The following is a 20,869-nucleotide window of genomic DNA, read 5'->3' as shown; positions in this document are numbered from 1 at the left end:
CGGCCGGCGTCCTGCTTCACGATGGGCCGCGACTCGTTTCCGGGTCGCGTTCGAGGGTTTTGACCATGGCGGTGGGCAGGGTGCGTTCGGCCGCGACCAGGTGTGCCGCCACCTCGGGTGGATCGGTGCCCATCAGGTCGGCGGTCGCGGTGAGGGTCAGGCCCAGCCGGTAGTGGAGCAGCACCGCGTCCGCCTGGGGCCACGGGAGGGCGTCGTGCAGGGTGTCCCGCGCGGGGGCGGGCGTGGGGCCGGGGGCGCGGGTGACCGCCCGGCCCAGGATCCGCCACGCACCGGCGGTCGGGTTCGGCCCGCGCAGCATGTCCGCCCAGTTGACGGCCAGTTCCGCGACCGCCGACTGCACGGCTCGATCCCCGCGGACCCGGTCACCCACCCGCAGGCGGGCGTACTGCGCCCAGCGGGCCCGGTGGAGCAGGCAGAACGCGGCGAAGTCGAGCGGGGCACGGGACCGCCCGACCACGCCTGCGCCTGTGCGTACACCCGCGGGCACGCCGAGGCCGACGGGTCGGGCCGCGCGCGGGTCACCGGACATCGGCGGCACCGGGACGGGCGTCCGCACCGGGGTCGGCGCCCGTGAGCGCCGCGAAGGGGAGTCCACCGGGCGGGAATCCGGTGTCGCCGAGGCGGGTCAGGACGCCGTAGTGCACGTGCGTCCACAACCGGCGGATCACGTCCGGGTGCGCGCCCAGTCGTTCGACCAGGAGTTCCGCGGTGCCACGATCCGGAATCAGCTCGCCGGCCAGGATGCGCCGTACCGAGTCGGGGGTGAGCGGCGCGCCGCCGATACCCTCCGGCTCGGGCCGCCCGACGGCCAGCCAAAGTCCGCGCAACATCTGCGCCAACAGCGTTGCCAGGTCTCGAAGTTCGCGCCGAATGGTGTGGTCGATCCCGCGCGAGCACTCCCACAGCGCACGCAACTCGCGCGCCTCGCCGCCGAGTTTCCCGGCCAGTGTCTCCACCACCGGCCACGACGGCCAGACCTCGCCGGCCAGGATCCGGTCCAGGAAGCCCTCGCTGATCCCCGCCTGCCAGGCCAGTTCCGCGACGGTCACGCCGTCGGCACGGCGCAGTTCGCGCAACGCGGCGGCCAACCGCTCGCCCGCGTGCTGCGACGACGAGAGGTCCTCGTCGCCGCCGGCGTCCGCGCCGGGGTCCGCCCGGGCGCCCAGCCGCGCGGCCAACTGCGCGGACCACTCCGGCCGCGGCCGCATCGCCGCCGAGGTCGGGCGGGCCTCCCCCACCACCGCTCGATAGCGGGTGTCCCCGCCGAGCCGATCCGCGTAGGCCGGCCGCACCCGCAGCGGCTCACGAGTGCGCTCGGCCTCCTCCAGCGCGCACGCCACCCGGCGCAGGATCGCCACGATTCCCGTCTCCAGACCGCGCGGATCGACCCGACCGGCGTGCTCGGTGGACTCGGTCGGCTCGGTGGACGCGGTGGACGCGGTGGACGCGGTCGGCTCGGCGGACTCGACGGCCCCGGCGGTCCGCGCCCCAGCGGCGTGCTCGCCCGCCTCGACCCGCACCGACACCCCGCGAACCCGCACCCGTTCCCGTGCCCGTTCCCGCTCGCGCACCCGCTGCGCCCATCGCCGACACGTCGGGTCGCAGTACAGCCGCTTGCGGCCGGTCACCTTGCGCTGGGCGAATCGTCGACCGCACGCCGCGCACCGGGTGATGCCCCTCCGGGCGTTCATCCCCTGTTTCTCCCCTCCGGTTTCGGCCGAGGCGACAACGGCGACGGCGGCCCCGGAAACGTCCCGGCTCGCGGTACGCACGCGCCTCACGAACGACACCCCGGCCCCCGATCCGAGCGCAACGCCCGCGACACCGGCGACACCCGCGACACCCGCGAACTCCCCGTCCCCGCACCCCGCGTCGTCGAACCTCGGACTCCGCATTGTTCCCCCCGAGCGAAAGCACGGAATGCTACATTCGAGAATCGCCGGAGGCGGTCCGAAAACCCTCCGCCGGATAACTCGATCAACATCTTCGATTCCTTGATCGTTGTTCCCGATGGCCCCGGGCGGTGACCGCCGCCCGGGGCCATTCGATGTTTCGGAAGCTACTCCCAGAATTTCCCGGACACCAACGAATCCGCGGAAATGCAAATGCACCGACATGGCCCCGAGCACCCGAAACGATCGAGGACGTCCTGCCGATCCGACAGCAGCGAGCCACCGAGCCGCCGAGAACCGCAGGCCTGGAAGCATAAAAGCACAGGCGCCGCAAAGACTCGATCGGAAATCGTCACAGCGTCCGATCGGCCCGATTTTCGCGCCTACCGCCGAGCGGACACGCGCGCATGGCGAATCCACTCTCCCGAGTGATACGCATGCAATTGCATATGCAAAGCAGCGGCCTCCGCTTCCTTCGGGAATCCCGACAATCCCGGCACCGGCCCCACCCGTCGCACCCCCACACCCACTCCGGCGCACCGACATCCGTCGCCACCCGCCCGCGCACGCGCCCCCGGACCGGAAGCGGTCCGAGGACACGTTCGTGCTCATCGCTGCCGATCACGATCACCGGCCGCCCGCGCACCCGACTCAGGGCTCGGCCCGAACGCACCCGACCCGGCGCCCGACCCAGCGCACCCGACCCGTTGCCCGACCGGCGCGCACCCGACTCAGGGCTCCGCCCGAACGCACCCGACTCGGTGCCCCACCCGCGTGCCCCGGATCGCCCAAGCCCGCGCGATGAGCGTGATCGACCCGTCCGCCCGGGTCGGCACCGCCGCGCGCAGCGCCTCCCGCAGCCGGTCCCGCGCGGGCGGCGCGAGCGCGGCCGCATAGCCGGGCGCGGGTCCCTGCCCGGCCAGGAACGGCTCCCACAGGTCGTCGAAGCCGGCGAACCCCGTCACCACCTCGATCGGCACGACCGACACCTCGACCAGTCCCGCCGCCGCCCACAACGCTCGCAGCCGATCGGGGCGACACACCGTGAACCGCCGCCCCTCGTCCCACCGAGCCGCCGCCGGATCCGCCGCGACGGCGGCGGCCCAGAACCGCCGGAGCAGTCCCATGCCCTCGGCGTAGTCCCACACATACCCGGCGACCAGCCCACCGGGCCGCACCACCCGGGTCGCCTCCAGCACCGCCGCGTCGGGCGCGGGCAGAAAGTTGAGTACCAGACCGCCGACCACCACCTCGCACGCCGCGTCCCGGACCGGCAGCGTCTGGGCGTCGGCGACCACGAACCCGGCCGGTGCCGGCACCGCGGCCCGAGCCCGCGCCACGAATTCGGGCGACCGGTCCAGCCCGAGCACCCACCGCGGCCGGCACCGGGCCACCACGGCCGCGGTCAACGCGCCCGTACCGCAGCCCGCGTCCACCCAGCGCAGTCCCGCGTCCGCGTCGAGCCACGCCACGAACTCGGCCGCGACCGCCCTGCTCCACCGCCCCATGTACCGCTCGTACGCGTCGCCGAGCGCCCAGGTGTCGAACCGCCGTTCGCTCATCCCTCCACCATCGCCGACCCGCCGCGCCCCGGCCACAGCGGCGCCGATCGGCACGACGGCGAGCCGCGCACGCGTCGGTCCACCCGAGCCCGACACGCCCGTGCGCCGAAGCGAACCGAACGGTCGGCGCCTGGCACAATGGTTCGGGAATCGGTTCGATCGCGCCGGTCGGTGCCGCCCTCCGTTGGAAACGCGCCCGCTGAACGGCGAACAGGCGCCGGGTGCACGGCGCACAGGGAAGAGGAACCACCCCGTGAGCGAGAGTCGACCCGACGAGGGCACGCCGACATCGAGTCAGGACGTGGCGCACAACGCCCGGGTCTGGAACCACTGGCTGGGCGGCAAGGACAACTACCCGATCGACCGCAGGGTCGGCGACCACGTCACCGAGATGTTCCCCTCGATCGGCGAAGTCGCCCGGGCCGACCGGGTCTTCCTGGGCCGCGCGGTGCGATTCCTGGCCGGCGAGGCGGGCCTGGACCAGTTCCTGGACATCGGGACCGGACTGCCCACAGCCGACAACACGCACGAGGTCGCCCAGCGGGTCGACCCCACCGCGCGGATCGTGTACGTGGACAACGATCCCCTGGTACTGGCGCACGCCCGAGCCCTGCTCACCAGCACCCCCGAAGGCGCCACGGACTACATCGACGCCGACGCGCACTACCCGGACGCGATCATCGCGACCGCGAAGGCGACGCTGGACTTCGAGCGGCCGATCGCGGTGATGCTCCTGGGCAGCCTCAATTTCATCCTGGACACCGACACGGCCGTGGACATCGTGCGCCGGCTCATGGCCGCGGTGCCCTCCGGCAGCTACCTCGTGGTGACCCACCCGACCACGGAACTCGGCGGCGAGGGCAACGTCGAGGCGATGCGGTTCTGGAACGAGAACGCGAAACCGCCGATCACCGCCCGCAGCCTCGCCGAGTTCACCCGGTTCTTCGAGGGGCTGGAACTGCTCGAACCGGGCATCGTCTCCTGCTCCCGCTGGCGCACCGACGCCCCCGCCGACGAACTTCCGCCGGTCGTACCGCAGTTCGGCGCGGTCGCGCGCAAGGCCTGACCCACCGGGCCCGGCCCACCGCCCCCGGGCGGTCGCGCCACAACGCGCGACGGCGATGCCGGGCGGGGAAATCCGCACCCGGCACCACCACCCACCGACCGAGGCCGTGTACCGCTACTCCGTACGCAGGCCGTCCGGGCGCATCAGCCGCCACAGCGGCGGCAGGCTCAGCGCCGTGACCAGCAGCACCACTCCCGCGCCGATCCCGGTCATCGCCGCCATGCCGGACCAGTCCACGGTGAACGGCCGCCCCGCCATCCCGAGCAGCACGGCGCCCAGCCCCACGCCGGTGGCCACCGCGAGCATCAGCCCCAGGACCACCGGAATCGCCGACTGATACAGGATCGACCAGCTCAGCGTGCTGCGCCTGGTGCCGAACGCGACCAGCACCGACAACAGTTTCCGCCGCTCGCGCAGTTGCTCCAGCATGGTCACCAGCAGGCTCGCGCCGATCAGCGCCAGCACCACGGCCGTGCCGATGAACAGCGCCGTGCGCACGTTCGCGAACCGCCGCGATTCCTCGGTCGAGGACAGATCGTAGACCGAGGACAACGGGTCGATCCGAGCCGCGGCGTTGCGGACCAGGTCCCGGGCGTCCGGAGCCGCCGGGTCGATTTGGATGTCCATCGAGAGGGTCAGGCGCTTGGTCGCGGCCGCCGGAACCGCGCTCGGCGTCGCCAGCACGCCGTCGTACGAACGCCCGTGCGGGTCGGCCCGCCCCGGAACCGTCGCCGCGGCCGCCGGAATCCGCCACGGCGTACGGGCCGACCGTTGCGCGTTCGGGCCGTACGACGGATCGACGATCACCTGCTGCCCGGGGGCCGCCTGCATCTCGCCGAACGGGTTCGCGCGGGCCTCGATGATGAACGTGTCGCCTTCGGCGCATCGATCGATCCGGGCCAGCTCGCGCAGCGCGTCGCAGTTCCCGATGGTCAACGAGGCCGAGCCGGCCGGGTCCTCCGCCCGATCGCCGATCCGGGTGCTCGCGTACCCGAAGGCGGACCGCACGCCCTTGCTCTCCCGGATCGCCCGGGTGATCTCGGCGACCTTGTCGCTGCCCGCCCGCACATCGGAGGACATCGACATCTGCGCCCGCTCGGTGTCCTGGCCGGTCTCCTTGACGTAGTCCTGGTCGACGCCGAGGAAGAGCATCTGCAAGGCGATGGCGCCGGCCACCGCGACCGCGATGCCGTTGACCGACCGCGCGGCCAGGCCGCTGCCCAGTTGCAGCCGGCGCACCGCGAGTTGCCACGGCACCCGACCGGCGCCGAGCCGGAACACCACGGCCTCGACCAGCCACGGCAGCAGCGCGGTGACACCGACCAGCAGGAGAACCGTGCCGGCGACCACCTGCAGTTCGTTGAACTCGCCGCGATCGGCGCCTCGGCGGATCATCGGGAACAACAGCGCCACGCCCGCGAGCGGCAGCAACAACCGCCACCACACCCGGCGCCGGATCGGCGTACTGGTGCGCACCACGCCGAGCGGCTCGATCACCACCGAACGCAGTGCGAACAGCGTCACCGCGACGGCGGCGGCCGGCACCGCGAGCGCCACCAGGACCGCGAGCGGCACGCTCGGATCCAGGTCGCTCGGGAAGATGCTCAGGTCGAACGCCGCCGCCACATCGGTCAGTTGCCGGCCGATCAGGAAGAAGCCGAGCCCGAGGAGCAGCCCGAGCAGCGAACCCGCGAGCGCCTCACCGGCCGCGATCCAGCGGGTGGTCCGGTTGTCCGCGCCCACCAGCCGCAGCGCCGCGAGCCGTCGGTCGCGCCGTTCGCCGCCGAACCGCACAGCCGTGGCGATCAATACGGCGACCGGCATCAGCAGCACCACGAACATCACCAGGACGAGCAGGAGCAGCCTGGCGTCCAGCTTCTCCGCCGGGATCCGGTTGCCGAACTCGGTGATCCGCAGCGTCGACATGGAGTCCGCGGCGAGCGCGTCGCTGCCGACGTAGTAGACCAGTTCGTCCGGACCGATCAGGCCCCGGTCGGCGATCCGGCCCACTGTGCGGTAGGGGAAGCGCTCCTTGAGCAACCGCCCCCGGTCCGAGCCGAGCAGTTCGGCCAGCGCGGGCGAGACGACCATCTCGCCCGGGCCGGGCAGCCTGCGCAACCCCGGCGGGACCGGCGCGTCCGGGCCTTCCGCGCGCAGCACCCGGCCGCGGATGTCCTCACCCTTGTAGGCGGTGTCCGCAATCCCGACCAGCAGCGTGTTCGCGCCGGCTTCGGCCGCCCGGCCCGCGTGCTCGTCCCGGGCCCGCCCGCGGTCGTCCCGCGCGCCCAGCGCGCCGGGGATCGCGGTGGTCAGCAACAGCAGCGCCACGCCCAGCCCGACCCCGATCGCGGTCAGCAGCGTACGGGTCCAGCCCTCCCGGCCGCCGGTGACCGCGAATCCGGCGCCCATTCCCAGGTCGCGCAACACCTTCACGCGGCACGCGCCATGTCTCGGGACCTGCCGTCGCGGACCACGATCTCGCGGTCGGAGTAGGCGGCGATCCGGGACTCGTGGGTGACCAGCACGATCGCCGCGTCGGTGGTGCGGGCGGCCTCGATCAACATCTGCATGACACGTTCGCCGTTGAGCGAGTCCAGCGCACCGGTCGGCTCGTCCGCGAACACCACCCGGGGGCGGATCACCAGGGCGCGGGCCACCGCGATCCGCTGGCCCTGCCCGCCGGAGATCTCACCGGGCCGTTTGCCCGCGAGGTCGGCGACCTCCAGGCGCTCCATCCACTCGCGGGCCCTCGTCTCGGCCTCCTTGCGCTTGACCGCGTTCAGGCGCAGCGGCAGCGCGACGTTCTCCAGGCAGGTCAACTCGGGGACCAACTGGCCGAACTGGAAGACGAAACCGAAGTCGCTGCGGCGCAGCGCGCTGCGTTGCACGTCCGACATGGCGGTCACGTCGCGGCCGTCGTAGCGGATGGCGCCGGAATCCGGTCGCACGATGCCGGCCAGACAGTGCAGCAACGTGGATTTGCCCGATCCGGACGGTCCCATGATGGCCACGACCTCGCCCGCGCGGATGGTGAACTCCGCGCCGGCCAGCGCGGGCGTCGCACCGTACGTCTTGTGCAGATCCTGGCCACTGAGCAGGGCGTCGGTCACGTGCGGATCTCCTGGGTGAGTTCGCCGAGGCGTGCGGTGGTCAGTTCCAGCCACCGCAGGTCCGCTTCGAGGTGGAACAGCGCGTGGTCGCAGATCAATCGGTCGCTGAGGTCGCCGTCGATCTTGCGCCGGGTGAGGTCGCGCATCATGCGCAGGTGCTCGGCGCGTTGGGTGTCCAGGATCTCGTTGGCGTCCCGGCCGGTGAGCAGCGCGAGGACGACCTTCGTGTAGAGCGTCGACTGGAGGTAGGGCTCGGGCTTCTCGGGTTGGCCGAGCCACTGCTCGACGTCGGTGACCCCGGCATCGGTGATCGAGTAGCGCTTGCGCTCGGGGCCGCCGCTGGTCTCGAGGCCGTCTATCTCCACGAGCCCGTTCTTCAGCAGCCGCGACATGGTCGAGTAGACCTGGCCGTAGGCGAGCGAACGGTCTCGCCCGAAGCGCTCGTCGAAGCTGCGCTTGAGGTCGTAGCCATGGCGGGGGCCGGACTCCAGGAGCCCGAGCAGGGTGTGTCCGATTGACATGCGGAGCACTATACACAGCAGGTATACCTAGCGTGTATAGCGAGATCGACGTGCGGATGGAGGGCGTACCCAGGGCCGAAGGATGGCTGTACGGATGGTTGTGCGGATGGCTGTACGGCGGGATCGACGAGGGCGCGCCGCCCGATCGGCGGCGCGCCCTCGTCCCGACGCGTGCGGCCGTTCGGCCGAACCCGCTTGCTCAGCCGTGGTGGATCACGCGGTGTCCCGAACGCCCGGAACCGCTCAGAGGCCGAGGCCCTTGGTCACGGCGCTCGCCCGGGTGAACACCGACTCGGGCTGCTCGCCCGTGCAGTACTTGTTGCCGGTCGACACGATCCCGATCAGCTTCCCCTTCTCCACCAGCGGCCCGCCGGAGTCGCCGCGGCAGATGCTGGTGCCGGGGTTGTCGGCCGGCGCCTGGCCGCACACCCGCGTGGCCGGACTGTCCCCGGGGAACGTGTACGGCTCGCACTGCGCCAGCGGCGAGAGCACCAGGGTGGTCTGCTTGAGCCGCGTGGTCGTCGCGCCGCCGTCGGTCTTGCCCCACCCGTAAACGGTCGCCTTGTTGCCGACCTTGTAGAGCGCGTCGTCCTTCGCGCCGGCGATCGGCAGGGGCTTCTGATTCAGCGGGCGGTCCAGTTCGAGCACGGCCGCGTCGTAGGTGAGCGTGCCCTGCTCGAACTTCGGGTGCACCTTGGTCTTCGTCACCTTGCGGGTCTGTCCGCCCGTGCCGGACAGGTCCAGGCGCCCGGCGACCACCGTGACGGCGGTCGGGTCCTCCAGCCCGTTCACACAGTGCGCCGCGGTGAGCACCTTCTTCGGGGCCACCAGCGTTCCGCCGCAGAGCTGTTGGCCGTCGGCGGTGAACAGGGCCACGGCGTACGGCGCGGCGCCGGCGGGCGCGTCGGTGCCGAAGCGCACGGCCGAGGCGGGCGCCGCGCAGACGCCGATCGCGGCGAGCGCGACGGCCGCCGCGCCGAACACCTTCCTCGACGCGCGTCGGTGGGTGTCCTGCGTCTGCCGAGTACGAGTCATCTCGCGGTCCCTTCGATCGGACGGCCGTGCGACGGGGGTCCCGGCGGAACCGACGGCCCTACCCTTTGCACGCGCACGGTCGCCCTGCGGATGCATCCCCATTCGCATCGGCCCCACCCGTACCCGAAGAGCGCTTCCGCCGATCGGACCCGCCCGGCGCCACGCCGGGACCGTCCGGCGCCCGCGTCCGGACCGGCCGCGCGCGAGGTACGCCCCGCCCGGTCAGTCCTCTTCGACGAAGCGGGCCGGGCGGGTGCCCGCGAGCTTGATGATGTGGAAGCCGTACTGGGACGCGACGAGATCGCTCAGTTGACCGGGACGCAGCCGCACCAGCGCCTCGGCGAACGCGTCGGCGTAGTCGTCCTCCTGCCCCCAGCCCAGGTCGCCGCCGTTCGCGGCGGACAGCGGGTCCTTGGAGCGCTTCCGGGCGATCTCGCCGAACCGGCCCGGGTCCCGGGCGAGTTCCTCGAGAATCGCCCGGCCCTCGCTCTCGGTCTCCACCGCGATGTGCAGGGCGTGGTATTCCAGCGCGTCGGACAAGGTCGCTCCCGGGGTCGTCGCCACCCGGCGCGCTCGGGCCGAGCGCGGTCACCGAGTTGTCGATCATGTGGATGATAAGGCCGCCACGCGACCGGACGGGACCGGCCGGAACGCGCCGCGCCGGCCCCGCGCGACCGGGTGTCCGCGGTCAGCCGAACGCGTCCACACCGGTGACTCCGGCCGACATCCGCCACCGGCGAGCCGCCCGTTCCGGGTCCGCGGCCCACGGTTTGACCCCACCGACGTGGTGGCCGTACGGCACCGGGGACATGCTCGAACGCGCGACCACCACAAACACCACGAACACCACGAACACCACGAACACCCGTCGATCGCACCGCACTCGCGGCGTGTTCGGCGGGTTTAGTCGTTTCCGCCCGAAGTGTTCGCCACGACCCCGACACCTCTCCGACGGCGACTTGAACGTGTTCAAAAACAGGTCTACAGTCGCGCTCGTCGGCCAGTTTGAACACGTTCAAAAAGGAGCCGGTCAATGGACATGACCGTTGTCACGTACGCCATCTACCTGGTCATCAGCGTCGGACTCACCGTCTGGGTGGCCCGAACCCTCAGCCGCAGCGGGCAGGTCTTCCTCCAGGACGTCCTGCGCGGACGCGAGGAACTCGCCGCCGCCGTCAACCACCTCCTGGTGGTCGGCTTCTACCTCGTCAACCTCGGCTTCGTCGCGCTCTACCTCAAGGGCGGCGGCGGCATCGACAACGCCCGCGAGTCGGTCGAGGCGCTGTCGGTCAAACTCGGCACCGTGCTGCTGGTCCTGGGTGTGCTGCACCTGTTGAACGTCTACGTGCTCAATCGCATCCGGCAGCGCGGTCTGGCGGACGAGGCCTACGGCAGCAGCGGTAGCGCCCGGCGGGCGCGCAAGGTCTCCGGCCGGGACTTCGGCCCGCCGGTGCACCCGCAGGGCACCACCCGACCGGCACCCGGGGTCTGATCCCGATGATCGCCCTTCCCGAGCACCCCGCCGAGGACCTTCCCGAGGACCTTCCCGAAAACACCGTGCCGGGCCGATCGGAGGGGACGGCCCGGCACGGCGCCCCCGCCCCCGAGCCGCCCACCCCGATCCGCCGCCTCACCGTCCTGTACGACGCCGAGTGCCCGTTGTGCACGGCGCTCTCGGACTGGATCGCCCGGCAGCCCACCCTGCTCGCCGTCGACCTGCTCCCGGCCGGCTCGCCCAGGGCCCGCAACCGCTACCCCGAACTCGACCACGCCGCGACCGTACGCGAGCTGACCGTCGTCGGCAGCGCCGGCGAGGTGTGGTCCGGCCCGGCCGCGTGGATCACCGTGGCGTGGGCACTGCGCGCCTACCGCGGCCTGTCCTACCGGCTCGCCACGCCGATGGGCATGCCGATGGCCCGAGCCGCCGTACTGGCCGCGGCCCGGATCCGGGCGGTCACCCGGCGGCAGCCGCTCCCCCCGTATCCGGACGAGGACCCCTACCTCGAACCGTGGACGGTGGTCGCGTGTGGCGACCGGTGCGAGCTCGAGCACTAACCTTGCCTGTCGTGGAGCACGTGGAAGGCACCGACGCATCGAACCCGGCCGACAAGAGCGACCCGCCGGACCGGGGCGGTCGGCCCGGCAAGAGCGAGCAGACGCGGTCTCTGATCCTGGAGACCGCGCTGCGGCTCTTCCGCGAGCGCGGCTACGACAAGACGACCATGCGGGCCATCGCCCAGGAGTCCGGCGTCTCGGTCGGCAACGCCTACTACTACTTCGGCTCCAAGGAACACCTGATCCACGGCTTCTACGACCAGGTCACCCACGAGCACGTCGACCGTTGCCGGCGGGAGCTGCGCGGGGTCCGCGACTTCGGCGACCGGCTCCAGGTGGTGCTGTCCGCGTGGTTGGACGTCGCCGAGCCGTACCACGCGTTCGCGGTGCAGTTCTTCCGCAACGCCGCGGACCCGGAGAGCCCGCTCAGCCCGTTCTCCGCGGAGTCGTATCCGATCCGCGAACAGGTCACCGGGCTGTTCGCCGACGTCCTGCGCGGCTCCTCGCTCCGGATCGACGACGAACTCGCCGAGTTGCTGCCCGAGTTGCTGTGGCTGCACCTGATGGGCATCGTGCTCTTCTGGGTCTACGACCGCTCCCCCGAGTGCGCCAAGTCACGCGCGTTCGTCGCGCGCACCACGCCGATGGTGGAGCGGGTGATCTCGCTGTCCCGGTACAAGGTCTTCCGGCCGCTGGTGCGCGACGCGGAACGGCTGATCCGCGACTACATCGTGCCCGAGGGCGTCGCGGCGGCGGACACCGGCGGCCCGTCCAAATCGCCGGCGGATCGCCGATAGGCCGACGGCGAGCACGCGTACAGGTCGGCGAAGGCCAGCCGCAGCGTCTCCGTGGTGCCGAACCCGCAGCGGCGCGCGATCGCGCTCAGCGGCAGCCGGGTGGCCACCAGCAGCCGGGCCGCGGCCTCGGTGCGGGTCACCCGCACGTGCCGGCCCGGCGAGGTGCCCAACTGGGCGTGGAAGAGCCGGGTCAGGTGCCGCGCGCCGATACCCACCTCGCGGGCCAGTGCCGGAGTGCTCAGGTCGGCGTCCAGGTTGCCGGTCACGTAAGCGGTCGCCCGCCGCACCAGCGGGTGTTCGGGCGGCGGCGCGGCCACGAACATGGACACCTGGGCCTGGTTGCCGGGCCGCTGGAGGTAGGTGACCAGGCCGCGCGCGGTGTGCCGGGCCAGGTCCGGACCGTGGTCCTCCTCGATGAAGGACAGCGTCAGATCGAGCGCCGCGGTCACCCCGGCCGACGTGGAGATCCGGCCGTCGCGGATGAAAAGCGGGGCCGCGTCCACCGTGACCGCGGGCCGGTCGGCGGCCAGTTGCCGGGCGTAGGCCCAGTGTGTGGTGGCCCGTCGGCCGTCCAGCAGCCCGGTCGCGGCCAGCACCGAGGCGCCCGTGCACACCGACGCCACCCGCCGCGCCTCCCGGGCCGCGCGGCGCAGGTGGCCGACGAAGCGTTCGTCCTCGGCGGCGCGTTCGTGGCCGTGCCCGCCGCAGATCAGCAGCGTGTCCACCGCGCCGACCACGTGTTCGAGCGGGATGTGCGGGGTCAACTCGAAGCCGCCGGAGCACGCGATCGGCCGGCCGCCGAGCCCGGCCAGGCGGACGTCGTAGGGCGGGTCGGCGCCGAGCGTGTTCGCGGTGACCAGCGTCTCGGTGACGCAGGCGATGTCCAGGAGCGCGGAGTTGGGATAGCCGACCACGATCATCCGGCGCGCGTCCGGGCGCGGGGTCGGGTGAGTGTCCATGGCCCGGAAACCTAGTGTCCGAAGGACCGGGATCACAAGGATTCGGACATCGACCTCGTCACCGCCCACGCGGGCACGCGAGGGTCGTCCCATGACCGCATCCACCGCGCACGATGCCACCGCTCCCCCGCCCAGGACCATCGCGTTCGTGTTGTACGAGGGACTGACCCTGCTCGACCTGGTCGGGCCGCTCGAGGTGTTCACGAGCCTGGCCCGGTTCGGGCCCGGCTTCGAGGTGACCGTGGTCGCCGCGAACACCGACCCGATGTCCACCGACACCCCGCTCCGGGTGGCCGCCGACCGCACCTTCGCCGAGGTGCCCGCACCGTATCTGCTGTGTGTTCCCGGCGGCGAGGAGGCGACGCTGCGGGCCCTCGCCGACGCCCCGCTGCTCGACTACGTGCGCACCGCGTCGGCCGCCGCCGCCTGGACCACCTCGGTGTGCACGGGTTCGCTGATCCTGGGCGAGGCCGGCGTGTTGACCGGGCGCCGGGCGACCACGCACTGGATGTTCCGCGACCGGCTGACCGCCTTCGGCGCGCGACCGGTGGCCGAGCGCTGGGTCGAGGACGGCGACGTGGTCACCGCGGCGGGCGTGTCCGCCGGGATCGACATGGCGCTGCACGTGGTCGGGAGAATCGCCGGCGCGGACGTCGCGCGCGCGATCCAGTTGGGCATCGAGTACGACCCGGAGCCGCCGCAGGGGCCGATCGACTGGGCCGGCACGGACGTCGCCGCGTTCGCGCCGATGGCGACCGCGATGGTCGAGAAGGCGTTGGCGGATCACCCGGCGCTGCTGGCCAAGTTGCGCTGACCCGGGGACCGCGCGACGGTCGCTGCGATGCGGGCCGGCGCGGGGATCCGGCTCCCGCGGACCCGGGGCGGTCTTCGGCGCGACCGCGTTGCATATCGTGGAGGCGTCCGCGATCACCGCCGACCGCGCGCACCGCCGACCGGCCGTCGGCCGGCAGTCGTCGACCGTCGGCCGACGGCCGCCGCGCTCGCGCGCCGGTCGGGCGATCCGGACGCCGCCCGACCGTTCGACCGAGGAGTTGCCTTGTCCGGTGTCCCGCTGTTCCCACCCACCGACGCGCACCTGGCCGCGCAGATCGGCTTCATCCTGGAGATCGACCGGCTCAAGGGCGTGGTCCGGCGCAACCTGGTCGCGGACGCGTCGCGACGCGAGAACACCGCCGAGCACTCGTGGCACCTGGCCATGCTGGCCGGCACGCTGGCCGAGCACGCCGCGACCGACGTCGACGTCGCGCGGGTGACCCGGATGTTGTTGATCCACGACCTGGTCGAGATCGACGCGGGCGACACGTTCTACTACGACGCGGTCGCCGAGGTGGACCAGTCCGAGCGCGAACAAAAGGGCGCGGACCGGATCTTCGGCCTGCTGCCCGCCGGGCAGGGGGCGGAACTGCGCGCCCTGTGGGAGGAGTTCGAGGCCCGCGAGAGCCCGGACGCGCGCTTCGCCAAGGCGATCGACCGGTTCCAGCCGTGCCTGCTCAACTTCCACACCGAGGGCGGCACGTGGCGCGAGTACGACCTGACCCGCACCGAGGTGCTGGCCAAGCAGGGCAGCACGATCGCGGACGGCTCGCCGTCGTTGTGGGCCTATACCCTGGAACTGATCGACGAGGCGGTCGCCCGCGGCTACCTGCGGCCCTGACCGCCCCGGGGTGGGTCCGGTCGCCCCACCGGGCCCGGCGCGGGTCGAAAGGCCCGCAAGCGGCACGTTGTAGCCTGCGATGATGACCAGTGACGCATCCTTCACCACCCACGTCACCGAACGGCTCGCGGCGCTGCCCGGCGTCGCGGCGGTCGCGCTCGGCGGGTCGCGCGCCCAAGGCACCCACCGCCCGGACAGCGACTGGGACTTCTCGGTGTACTACCGGGACGGATTCACCCCGGACGCGGTCCGCGGCCTCGGCTGGCCCGGCGAGGTGTCCGAGTTCGGCGCGTGGGGCGGCGGGGTGTTCAACGGCGGCGCCTGGCTCACCGTCCAGGACCGGGCGGTCGATCTGCACTATCGCGAACTCGCGGACGTGGAGCTGCGGTTGGCCCAGGCGCGGGAGGGCAGGTTCGAGGTCGAGCGGCTGCTGTTCCACCTGGCGGGCGTGCCGACCTATCTGGTGGTAGCCGAACTCGCGGTCAACCGCGTGCTGTTCGGCGACCTGCCGCGCCCCTCCTACCCGGAGGCGCTGCGCCGCACCGGACACACCAGGTGGGGCGACGACGCGCGGCTGACCCTCGCGTACGCCGACGGGGCGCACGCCGGACGCGGCCGTGTCACCGACGTCGCGGGCGCGATCGGGCGTGCGGCGTGCGAGGCGGCACACGCGGTGTCGGCCGGTCGCGGCGAGTGGGTGACCAACGAGAAGACCCTGCTGGATCGCGCGGGCCTGCGCGGCGTCGACGAGATCGTGGCCCGACTGACCCCCACGACACTGTCCGCCGCGATCGCCGAGACCGGCACCCTCCTCGACAACGCCCTGAAGGCGAGCCGACCCGCCTGACGTGGCCGGCGGCCACCGACCCTCCTCCGCGCGATCACTCCTCGCCCGGGCCGACCCGCCGTCCGCCGTCCGCCGTTCGTTACCCGCTGTCCGCTGTCCGCTGTCCGCTGTCCGCTGTCCGCCGAACACCGTCCTCGCGGCAGGGCAGTTCACCCATCTCGACGCCGCGCTCGTCCGCCCGGCGCGATCTTCGCACCCCCGGCCGGCGAGCCGGTGCAGGCGCCGAAGGCCCCGCCCGTCCCGCCGAACGCCACGGCGGATTTCCGCCAGATTTGAACTATCCGCGAAGCAATGATTGAGCCATGAACTTGAACCTGAAGAACAAGGTCGTCGTGGTCACCGGCGGCAGCAAGGGCATCGGTCTGGCGATCGTGCGCGGCTTCGCCGAGGAAGGTGCCCGAGTCGTCGTCGGCAGCCGCACCGTATCCACCGAACTGGCAGCGCTGCGCGCGGAGTTCGACGTGCTTCCGGTGGCCGTGGACCTGGCCCACCCGGATGGTCCGGCCGAACTGGTGCAGGTCGCCGTCGACACCCACGGCGGGGTCGACGTACTGATCAACAACGTCGGTACCGGTGCGCCGACGCCCTCGATCATCGGGGTCGAGGACGCCGAGTGGCAGCGGATCTTCGAGATCAACCTGTTCAGCGCGGTGCGCGCGACCAGGGCCGCGATGCCGTCCATCGTCGCCCGGGGCGGCGGCGCGGTGGTCACCATCAGCTCGCTGAACAGTCACCTCCCGTCCTCGTCGCTGGTGCACTACTCGGCCTCGAAGGCCGCGCTGAGCTCGTACTCGAAGTCGCTCGCCGAGGAGTTCGGCCCGCAGGGTGTGCGGGTGAACACCGTCTCGCCCGGCCCGGTGCGCACGCCGCTGTGGACCGACCCGGGGCAGTTCGCCGACATGATGGCCGCGTCCGCCGGGACCACCGCGCAGGTGTTCATGGACGAGGTGCTGCCGCAGGCGATGGGCGTGCTCACCGGTCGCGTCTCCGAGCCGCGGGAGGTCGCCGACGTCGTGCTGTTCCTGGCCTCCGAGCGGGCCGCGAACATCATGGGCGTGGACTACATCGTCGACGGCGGCATGCACAAGGCGATCTGACCCGTCGGGTACGGCCGGGGACCGGCGAAACGTTCCCCGGCCGCACCACTAACCTCACCCCATGGACGCGCGGAATGTGGACTGGGACGACGCACGCTGGCTCAACCCGCCGAGTTCGGCCGAGCGGGTCGGCAGCGCGCTCGTGGTGACCCCGCAGGCGGGCGCCGACTTCTGGCGGCAGACCTCGTACGGCTTCAGCCGGGACACCGGGAGTGCGCTGCTGACCGAACTGTTGCCGGACACCTCGGTGGAGGTGACCTTCGACGGCGACTTCGACACGCTCTACGACCAGGCCGGCGCCTTCGTCCGCGTGGACGAGCGGACCTGGGTCAAGGCCGGCGTCGAGGTCACCGACGGCGCGCTGCACGTGGGCGCCGTGGTCACCCACGGCGTCTCCGACTGGTCGATCGCGCCCGTGCCCGAATGGGCCGGCCGACCGGTCACCGTCCGGGTCAGTCGGGCCGGCGACGCGCTCACCATCCGGGCGCGCTCGGCCGACGACCCCTGGCGGACCATCCGACTCGCACCGCTGTCTCCCGACGCGCGGGCCTTCGCCGGACCGTTCTGCTGTTCGCCGGAGCGCGCGGATCTGCGGGTGCGTTTCACCCGCTTCGTCGTCGGGCCCGCCGACGCGGGGTTGCACGAGAACCCCTGACCCGGCGCGTCAGGCGCTGCCCGTCGGTGGGAGCGTCACGCCGTATTCCCGTGCGGCGTGCAGCGCGTCCTCCAATTCGTCCAGCGCGGGGGACAACGCGTTCGTGTCGTGCGCGGCACTGGCCTCGGACAACACCGCGCGAGCCCGAATCACCCGCTCGCGAACGGCCCGGTCGACCTCCGTCCGGTCGATCGCCGACTTCTCGTCGTATCCAGCCGTCATCACTTCCTCATTTCCCGCGGCCCCGTGCGAGCCCCCCTATACACCCCTTGGTGTTCCGACCTGGGGCGCGTTTCAACCGGGCCGGCGCACACCGGCGTGAAAAGTCCGTCAGGAAGTGTTTCGGGAGGCGTCGACCTCGACGAACGTGCGCCCCGTCTCACGGGCACTCGCCCGGCCGCCGGTCAGGTCGGTCAACCGCGCGGTGAAGCGCTCCCGATCCGGCTCCGGCACGCACACGTCGATCGCCACCTCGGCGCCGTAACGAATGTCGCGCACCTCGTGGCCGAGCCCGCGCAGGTCGTTCTCCAACCGGCCGGCGTGCGCGTGGTCGACGTCCACGGTCAGCACCAGCATCGGCCGCAGCTCGACCACCCCGACCGTGTCCACCGCCTCGGTCACCGCCGAGCCGTAGGCCCGGATCAGGCCGCCGGCGCCGAGCATGATGCCGCCGAAGTATCGGGTCACCACGGCGACCGTCTCGGTGAGCTCGCGGCGCCGGAGCACCTGGAGCATCGGCGCACCCGCCGTACCGGACGGTTCGCCGTCGTCGTATGCCTTCTCCTGGCCACCCGCGATCCACGCCGAGCAGTTGTGCCGCGCGGAGGGGTGCAGCGCCCGACGCCGGGCCAGGAAGGCCTGCGCCTGGGCGTCGTCGGCCACCCGCGCGACGGCGCACAGGAAGCGCGAGCGCCGTACCTCGACCTCGACCTCACCTTCGGACTTGATCGTGAGCAGCGGCATGACCAGGTCCTTCGGTACGACATCGGTGGACGCCCCCACGGTATGGCCCGTCGGCGCGGGCGGTCGCCGTAGGTCGGTCAGGCCGCCACCGTCGGCCGGCTCGACACCGCGACGAAGGAGCGCAGCAGGTTCGTCTCGTGCCCGGCCCGCCAGGTGAGCGTGACCGCCGACTCGGCCAGGCCGGTGACCGGCACGAACGCGACGTCGGGTCGCGCGTTGTAGCCGGCGAACTGCGCGCAGAACAGCAGCACGCCCCGCTCGGCGGCGATCAGCGACAACGCCTCCTGGAGGGTGCCGGCGACCGGTCCGCGCGGAATCGGGCGACCCCGCGGGGTCACCGTCGGCGACTGGAGTTCACGCCAGCGCGCCGGGGCCGGATCGGCGATGTCCACGAACGCGCACTCGGCCAACTCCTCGGCGTCCACGTGCGCGCGCCGCGCGAACGGGTGCCGGGTGGAGACCCCGAGCACGAGCGGGTCGGCGGCGATCACCGGGCCGGTGCGCAGCGCCGGGTCGACCACCGGCAGGGTCACGAACGCCGCGTCGATCTCGCCGCGCAGCACCGCGCCGAACGGATCCGACAGCGGCGTCTCGACCAGGTCGGCGCCGGCCTGCGGATGTCCGGCGCGGAAGTCGCCGACCAGGTCCAGGAGGGTGCCGTAGGGCGTGCCGACGAAGCCGATCCGCAGCACACCCTCGATGCCCCGGGCCCGGGAGCGGGCGCGCTCGACCGCGTCGGTGAGTCCGGCGTACGCGGGCCGCACCTCGGCCAGGAACAGTTCGCCCTGCGGCGTGAGCTCGACCCGGCGGCTGTTGCGCTCGAACAACCGGGCGCCGATCCGCTCCTCCAGTTGCCGCAGCAGTTGGCTGACCCGGGCCTGCGACGTGTAGAGCCGGGCGGCGGTGCGGGTGAAGTGCAGTTCCTCGCTCAACACGACGAAGCACTCCAACTCGCGGAACTCCACGCTCATCCGCGCTCTCCTCCCCCTCTGGTACGGGCCGACCGGGCCCGTACGCGGTGCCCGCTCGGACCCGGCACCGGACTTCGACCTGCGAGCATAAGCGAGGCTTGTGCACGCATGCGATCTCGGCCGTTGTTCGGGCCCGGCCCGGTGACCAGGGTTGACACCATGTCCAACCCAGTCGTCGACACCGCTTCGTCCCCTTCGTCCGGCCCCGGGCCGGGGTCCGCCGCCGATCCCGAGGCCCCCGATCCCAAGGCCCCCGATCCCATGGCCCCCGATCCCGGGCCGGCCGCCGAATCCGGGTCGGCCCCCGAGACGGCCGGCGCCCGGTCCTGGCTCGCCGTCGCGGCCATCGCCGTCGGCACCTTCGCGGTGGTCAGCACCGAGATGCTCCCGGTCGGCCTGCTCACCCCGATCTCGCACGGCCTGCACGTGTCCGACGGCACCACCGGGCTGGCCATGACGCTGGCCGCGGTGGTCGCGGGCTTCGCCGCGCCGATCGTGCTCGTCGCCGCCGGTCGGGTGGATCGGCGAATCGTGCTGGCCGTGATGATGTTCGTGCTGCTGGCCGCCAACACGATCAGCGCGCTGGCGCCGAACTTCGCCACCCTGCTGGTCGCCCGGGTCCTGGTCGGCGCCGGCCTCGGCGGCTTCTGGGCGATCGGCGCGAGCCTGCCGGTCCGCCTGGTGCCCGCCCGATCGGTCGGCCGGGCCGCCGCGATGATCTTCGGCGGCGTGTCGGTGGCCTCGGTGGTCGGTGTGCCGATCGGCACGATGATCGGCGAATGGGCCGGTTGGCGCTTCGCGTTCGCGGCCATGGCCGGGCTCGCCGCCGTGGTCCTGGCCGCGCTGTTGGTACTGCTCCCGCCGCTGCCCGCCGAACGGGCCGTGCGCCCGAGCGAGCTGCGGGCGCTGCTGGGTCGCGGTCCCGTGCTCCTCGGCCTCGCCGGGCTGGTCCTGGTGATCGCCGGGCACTTCGGCGCGTACACCTTTGTCCGGCCCGTCCTGGAGCGGGTCGGCGACCTGGGTCCCGGGCCGATCGGCGGGCTGCTGCTCGGCTACGGCGTGGCCGGTGTGGTCGGCAACTTCGTGGCCGGCGCGTACACCGGACGCGCCCCGCACGGCACGCTCGCGGTCGCGGCCGGGCTGCTCACCGTCTCGGTCGTACTGCTCGCGCTGGCCGGCACGTGGACGCCGGGCACGGTGGCGGCGATGCTCGCGTGGGGGCTCGCGTACGGCGCGGTGCCGGTGGGGTTGCAGGCGTGGTTGCTGCGCTCGGCGCCGGACGCCCCCGAGGCGGCGTCGGCGGTGTTCGTGACCGGCTTCCAGTTCGCCATCGCGCTCGGTTCGCTGCTCGGCGGCGTCGCGGTGGACGCGGTGGCCACGTCCGCCGTGTTGTGGTTCGGCGGCGGTCTGGCCGCGGCGACCGGGCTGCTGGCCGTGACGGCGGCTCGTCGGGCACGGGCGTGAACACGTGCGGACGCTTCCCATGGACAGGTCCGGCGCGCCACGTGAACACGTCCGGACGCGCCACGAAGACATCCGAACGCGCCACGTGAACACGTCCGGAAGCGCCACGCGAAGACATCCGGGTTCGTTGCCGGAACACGTCCGATTCGTTCAAGATCTCGGCCGCCGGCGCCGGCTAG

General features: G+C 72.5%; 23 protein-coding genes. 10 read left to right on the top strand and 13 right to left on the bottom strand.

The features are described from left to right. Window positions 1–16: 16 nt before the first annotated feature. The 3 genes from ACWCPW_RS40040 to ACWCPW_RS40030 all read right to left on the bottom strand — a co-directional run bounded on the left by ACWCPW_RS40040 (window position 17) and on the right by ACWCPW_RS40030 (window position 3,475). A complete protein-coding gene (locus ACWCPW_RS40040) occupies window positions 17–550 on the bottom strand; it encodes a hypothetical protein (RefSeq protein WP_449766525.1) in 534 nt (177 codons plus the stop codon). Then, a complete protein-coding gene (locus ACWCPW_RS40035; RefSeq protein WP_449766524.1) occupies window positions 540–1,712 on the bottom strand; it encodes a helix-turn-helix domain-containing protein in 1,173 nt (390 codons plus the stop codon). The genes ACWCPW_RS40040 and ACWCPW_RS40035 overlap by 11 nt, the downstream gene beginning before the upstream one ends. A 932-nt stretch (window positions 1,713–2,644) precedes the next feature. Beyond that, on the bottom strand, window positions 2,645–3,475 hold the full coding sequence (locus ACWCPW_RS40030; protein WP_449766523.1) for a class I SAM-dependent methyltransferase: 831 nt from the start codon (window positions 3,473–3,475) through the stop codon (window positions 2,645–2,647). A gap of 253 nt (window positions 3,476–3,728) precedes the next feature. On the opposite strand from ACWCPW_RS40030, the gene ACWCPW_RS40025 reads away from it, so the two are divergent. Further along, complete coding sequence (locus ACWCPW_RS40025) at window positions 3,729–4,541, top strand: SAM-dependent methyltransferase (protein ID WP_449766522.1); 813 nt, start codon at window positions 3,729–3,731, stop codon at window positions 4,539–4,541. 114 nt (window positions 4,542–4,655) lie between these two features. On the opposite strand, the gene ACWCPW_RS40020 is transcribed toward ACWCPW_RS40025, so the two are convergent. The 6 genes from ACWCPW_RS40020 to ACWCPW_RS39995 form a co-directional block, all read right to left on the bottom strand. After that, window positions 4,656–6,950 carry an FtsX-like permease family protein gene (locus ACWCPW_RS40020; RefSeq protein WP_449766551.1) on the bottom strand — a complete coding sequence of 765 codons (2,295 nt, stop codon included), beginning with the start codon at window positions 6,948–6,950 and terminating at the stop codon, window positions 4,656–4,658. A gap of 20 nt (window positions 6,951–6,970) precedes the next feature. Beyond that, on the bottom strand, window positions 6,971–7,651 hold the full coding sequence (locus ACWCPW_RS40015; protein WP_449766521.1) for an ABC transporter ATP-binding protein: 681 nt from the start codon (window positions 7,649–7,651) through the stop codon (window positions 6,971–6,973). Next, entirely contained in the window at window positions 7,648–8,172 is a 525-nt protein-coding gene (locus ACWCPW_RS40010) for a PadR family transcriptional regulator (RefSeq protein ID WP_395868038.1), read from the bottom strand. The genes ACWCPW_RS40015 and ACWCPW_RS40010 overlap by 4 nt, the downstream gene beginning before the upstream one ends. Window positions 8,173–8,415: 243 nt before the next feature. Continuing rightward, window positions 8,416–9,207: a S1 family peptidase gene (locus tag ACWCPW_RS40005; RefSeq protein ID WP_449766520.1), complete on the bottom strand. Its 792-nt coding sequence runs from the start codon at window positions 9,205–9,207 to the stop codon at window positions 8,416–8,418. A 222-nt stretch (window positions 9,208–9,429) separates the two neighbouring features. Next, complete coding sequence (locus tag ACWCPW_RS40000) at window positions 9,430–9,747, bottom strand: peptidylprolyl isomerase (protein WP_449766519.1); 318 nt, start codon at window positions 9,745–9,747, stop codon at window positions 9,430–9,432. 148 nt (window positions 9,748–9,895) lie between these two features. Further along, entirely contained in the window at window positions 9,896–10,072 is a 177-nt protein-coding gene (locus ACWCPW_RS39995) for a hypothetical protein (protein WP_449766518.1), read from the bottom strand. A 168-nt stretch (window positions 10,073–10,240) separates the two neighbouring features. Here ACWCPW_RS39995 and ACWCPW_RS39990 point away from each other — a divergent pair, with 168 nt between their 5' ends. Genes ACWCPW_RS39990 through ACWCPW_RS39980 form a run of 3 tightly spaced genes read left to right on the top strand, consistent with a single transcriptional unit; the run spans window position 10,241 to window position 12,059 of the window. Beyond that, window positions 10,241–10,699 carry a hypothetical protein gene (locus tag ACWCPW_RS39990; RefSeq protein WP_449766517.1) on the top strand — a complete coding sequence of 153 codons (459 nt, stop codon included), beginning with the start codon at window positions 10,241–10,243 and terminating at the stop codon, window positions 10,697–10,699. 5 nt (window positions 10,700–10,704) lie between these two features. Further along, window positions 10,705–11,262: a thiol-disulfide oxidoreductase DCC family protein gene (locus ACWCPW_RS39985; protein WP_449766516.1), complete on the top strand. Its 558-nt coding sequence runs from the start codon at window positions 10,705–10,707 to the stop codon at window positions 11,260–11,262. Between the two features lie 11 nt (window positions 11,263–11,273). Then, entirely contained in the window at window positions 11,274–12,059 is a 786-nt protein-coding gene (locus tag ACWCPW_RS39980; protein ID WP_449766515.1) for a TetR family transcriptional regulator, read from the top strand. Here the strand turns inward: ACWCPW_RS39980 and ACWCPW_RS39975 are convergent. Continuing rightward, window positions 11,987–12,979 carry a GlxA family transcriptional regulator gene (locus tag ACWCPW_RS39975; protein ID WP_449766550.1) on the bottom strand — a complete coding sequence of 331 codons (993 nt, stop codon included), beginning with the start codon at window positions 12,977–12,979 and terminating at the stop codon, window positions 11,987–11,989. The two genes, ACWCPW_RS39980 and ACWCPW_RS39975, sit on opposite strands and share 73 nt — an antisense overlap. Window positions 12,980–13,109: 130 nt before the next feature. On the opposite strand from ACWCPW_RS39975, the gene ACWCPW_RS39970 reads away from it, so the two are divergent. The 5 genes from ACWCPW_RS39970 to ACWCPW_RS39950 all read left to right on the top strand — a co-directional run bounded on the left by ACWCPW_RS39970 (window position 13,110) and on the right by ACWCPW_RS39950 (window position 17,292). After that, window positions 13,110–13,832, top strand: coding sequence for a DJ-1/PfpI family protein (locus ACWCPW_RS39970; RefSeq protein ID WP_449766514.1), 723 nt, complete (start codon window positions 13,110–13,112; stop codon window positions 13,830–13,832). A 243-nt stretch (window positions 13,833–14,075) separates the two neighbouring features. After that, entirely contained in the window at window positions 14,076–14,693 is a 618-nt protein-coding gene (locus ACWCPW_RS39965; RefSeq protein WP_449766513.1) for an HD domain-containing protein, read from the top strand. An 82-nt stretch (window positions 14,694–14,775) separates the two neighbouring features. Continuing rightward, complete coding sequence (locus tag ACWCPW_RS39960; RefSeq protein WP_449766512.1) at window positions 14,776–15,540, top strand: nucleotidyltransferase domain-containing protein; 765 nt, start codon at window positions 14,776–14,778, stop codon at window positions 15,538–15,540. Window positions 15,541–15,842: 302 nt separating this feature from the next. Further along, window positions 15,843–16,637, top strand: coding sequence for an SDR family NAD(P)-dependent oxidoreductase (locus tag ACWCPW_RS39955; RefSeq protein ID WP_449766511.1), 795 nt, complete (start codon window positions 15,843–15,845; stop codon window positions 16,635–16,637). 61 nt (window positions 16,638–16,698) lie between these two features. Next, on the top strand, window positions 16,699–17,292 hold the full coding sequence (locus ACWCPW_RS39950) for a DUF1349 domain-containing protein (RefSeq protein WP_449766510.1): 594 nt from the start codon (window positions 16,699–16,701) through the stop codon (window positions 17,290–17,292). Window positions 17,293–17,301: 9 nt separating this feature from the next. Here the strand turns inward: ACWCPW_RS39950 and ACWCPW_RS39945 are convergent, their stop codons facing one another. The 3 genes from ACWCPW_RS39945 to ACWCPW_RS39935 all read right to left on the bottom strand — a co-directional run bounded on the left by ACWCPW_RS39945 (window position 17,302) and on the right by ACWCPW_RS39935 (window position 19,226). Further along, window positions 17,302–17,514, bottom strand: a complete 213-nt coding sequence (locus ACWCPW_RS39945) for a hypothetical protein (protein ID WP_449766509.1) — start codon at window positions 17,512–17,514, stop codon at window positions 17,302–17,304. Window positions 17,515–17,622: 108 nt separating this feature from the next. After that, window positions 17,623–18,255 (bottom strand): YigZ family protein, encoded by a 633-nt coding sequence (locus tag ACWCPW_RS39940; protein WP_449766508.1) that lies wholly within the window; start codon window positions 18,253–18,255, stop codon window positions 17,623–17,625. 77 nt (window positions 18,256–18,332) lie between these two features. Beyond that, window positions 18,333–19,226: a LysR substrate-binding domain-containing protein gene (locus ACWCPW_RS39935; protein ID WP_449766507.1), complete on the bottom strand. Its 894-nt coding sequence runs from the start codon at window positions 19,224–19,226 to the stop codon at window positions 18,333–18,335. Between the two features lie 159 nt (window positions 19,227–19,385). Between ACWCPW_RS39935 and ACWCPW_RS39930 the strand changes: the two genes are divergently transcribed. Beyond that, window positions 19,386–20,690, top strand: a complete 1,305-nt coding sequence (locus ACWCPW_RS39930) for an MFS transporter (protein WP_449766506.1) — start codon at window positions 19,386–19,388, stop codon at window positions 20,688–20,690. Window positions 20,691–20,869 lie beyond the last annotated feature (179 nt).

It is taken from the genome of Embleya sp. NPDC001921, assembly GCF_053594475.1.
The sequence above is the reverse complement of the archived record's forward strand: the minus strand, read 5'-3'. Positions and strand labels throughout refer to the sequence as shown.

What these genes read in the sequence shown, in the direction of transcription:
- ACWCPW_RS40040 (WP_449766525.1), bottom strand. Translation starts at nt 550, where the DNA reads ATGTCCGGTGACCCGCGCGCGGCCCGACCCGTCGGCCTCGGCGTGCCC.
- ACWCPW_RS40035 (WP_449766524.1), bottom strand. Translation starts at nt 1,712, where the DNA reads ATGAACGCCCGGAGGGGCATCACCCGGTGCGCGGCGTGCGGTCGACGA.
- ACWCPW_RS40030 (WP_449766523.1), bottom strand. Translation starts at nt 3,475, where the DNA reads ATGAGCGAACGGCGGTTCGACACCTGGGCGCTCGGCGACGCGTACGAG.
- ACWCPW_RS40020 (WP_449766551.1), bottom strand. Translation starts at nt 6,950, where the DNA reads ATGGGCGCCGGATTCGCGGTCACCGGCGGCCGGGAGGGCTGGACCCGT.
- ACWCPW_RS40010 (WP_395868038.1), bottom strand. Translation starts at nt 8,172, where the DNA reads ATGTCAATCGGACACACCCTGCTCGGGCTCCTGGAGTCCGGCCCCCGC.
- ACWCPW_RS40005 (WP_449766520.1), bottom strand. Translation starts at nt 9,207, where the DNA reads ATGACTCGTACTCGGCAGACGCAGGACACCCACCGACGCGCGTCGAGG.
- ACWCPW_RS39990 (WP_449766517.1), top strand. Translation starts at nt 10,241, where the DNA reads ATGGACATGACCGTTGTCACGTACGCCATCTACCTGGTCATCAGCGTC.
- ACWCPW_RS39985 (WP_449766516.1), top strand. Translation starts at nt 10,705, where the DNA reads ATGATCGCCCTTCCCGAGCACCCCGCCGAGGACCTTCCCGAGGACCTT.
- ACWCPW_RS39975 (WP_449766550.1), bottom strand. Translation starts at nt 12,979, where the DNA reads ATGATCGTGGTCGGCTATCCCAACTCCGCGCTCCTGGACATCGCCTGC.
- ACWCPW_RS39970 (WP_449766514.1), top strand. Translation starts at nt 13,110, where the DNA reads ATGACCGCATCCACCGCGCACGATGCCACCGCTCCCCCGCCCAGGACC.
- ACWCPW_RS39960 (WP_449766512.1), top strand. Translation starts at nt 14,776, where the DNA reads ATGACCAGTGACGCATCCTTCACCACCCACGTCACCGAACGGCTCGCG.
- ACWCPW_RS39955 (WP_449766511.1), top strand. Translation starts at nt 15,843, where the DNA reads ATGAACTTGAACCTGAAGAACAAGGTCGTCGTGGTCACCGGCGGCAGC.
- ACWCPW_RS39950 (WP_449766510.1), top strand. Translation starts at nt 16,699, where the DNA reads ATGGACGCGCGGAATGTGGACTGGGACGACGCACGCTGGCTCAACCCG.
- ACWCPW_RS39945 (WP_449766509.1), bottom strand. Translation starts at nt 17,514, where the DNA reads ATGACGGCTGGATACGACGAGAAGTCGGCGATCGACCGGACGGAGGTC.
- ACWCPW_RS39940 (WP_449766508.1), bottom strand. Translation starts at nt 18,255, where the DNA reads ATGCCGCTGCTCACGATCAAGTCCGAAGGTGAGGTCGAGGTCGAGGTA.
- ACWCPW_RS39935 (WP_449766507.1), bottom strand. Translation starts at nt 19,226, where the DNA reads ATGAGCGTGGAGTTCCGCGAGTTGGAGTGCTTCGTCGTGTTGAGCGAG.
- ACWCPW_RS39930 (WP_449766506.1), top strand. Translation starts at nt 19,386, where the DNA reads ATGTCCAACCCAGTCGTCGACACCGCTTCGTCCCCTTCGTCCGGCCCC.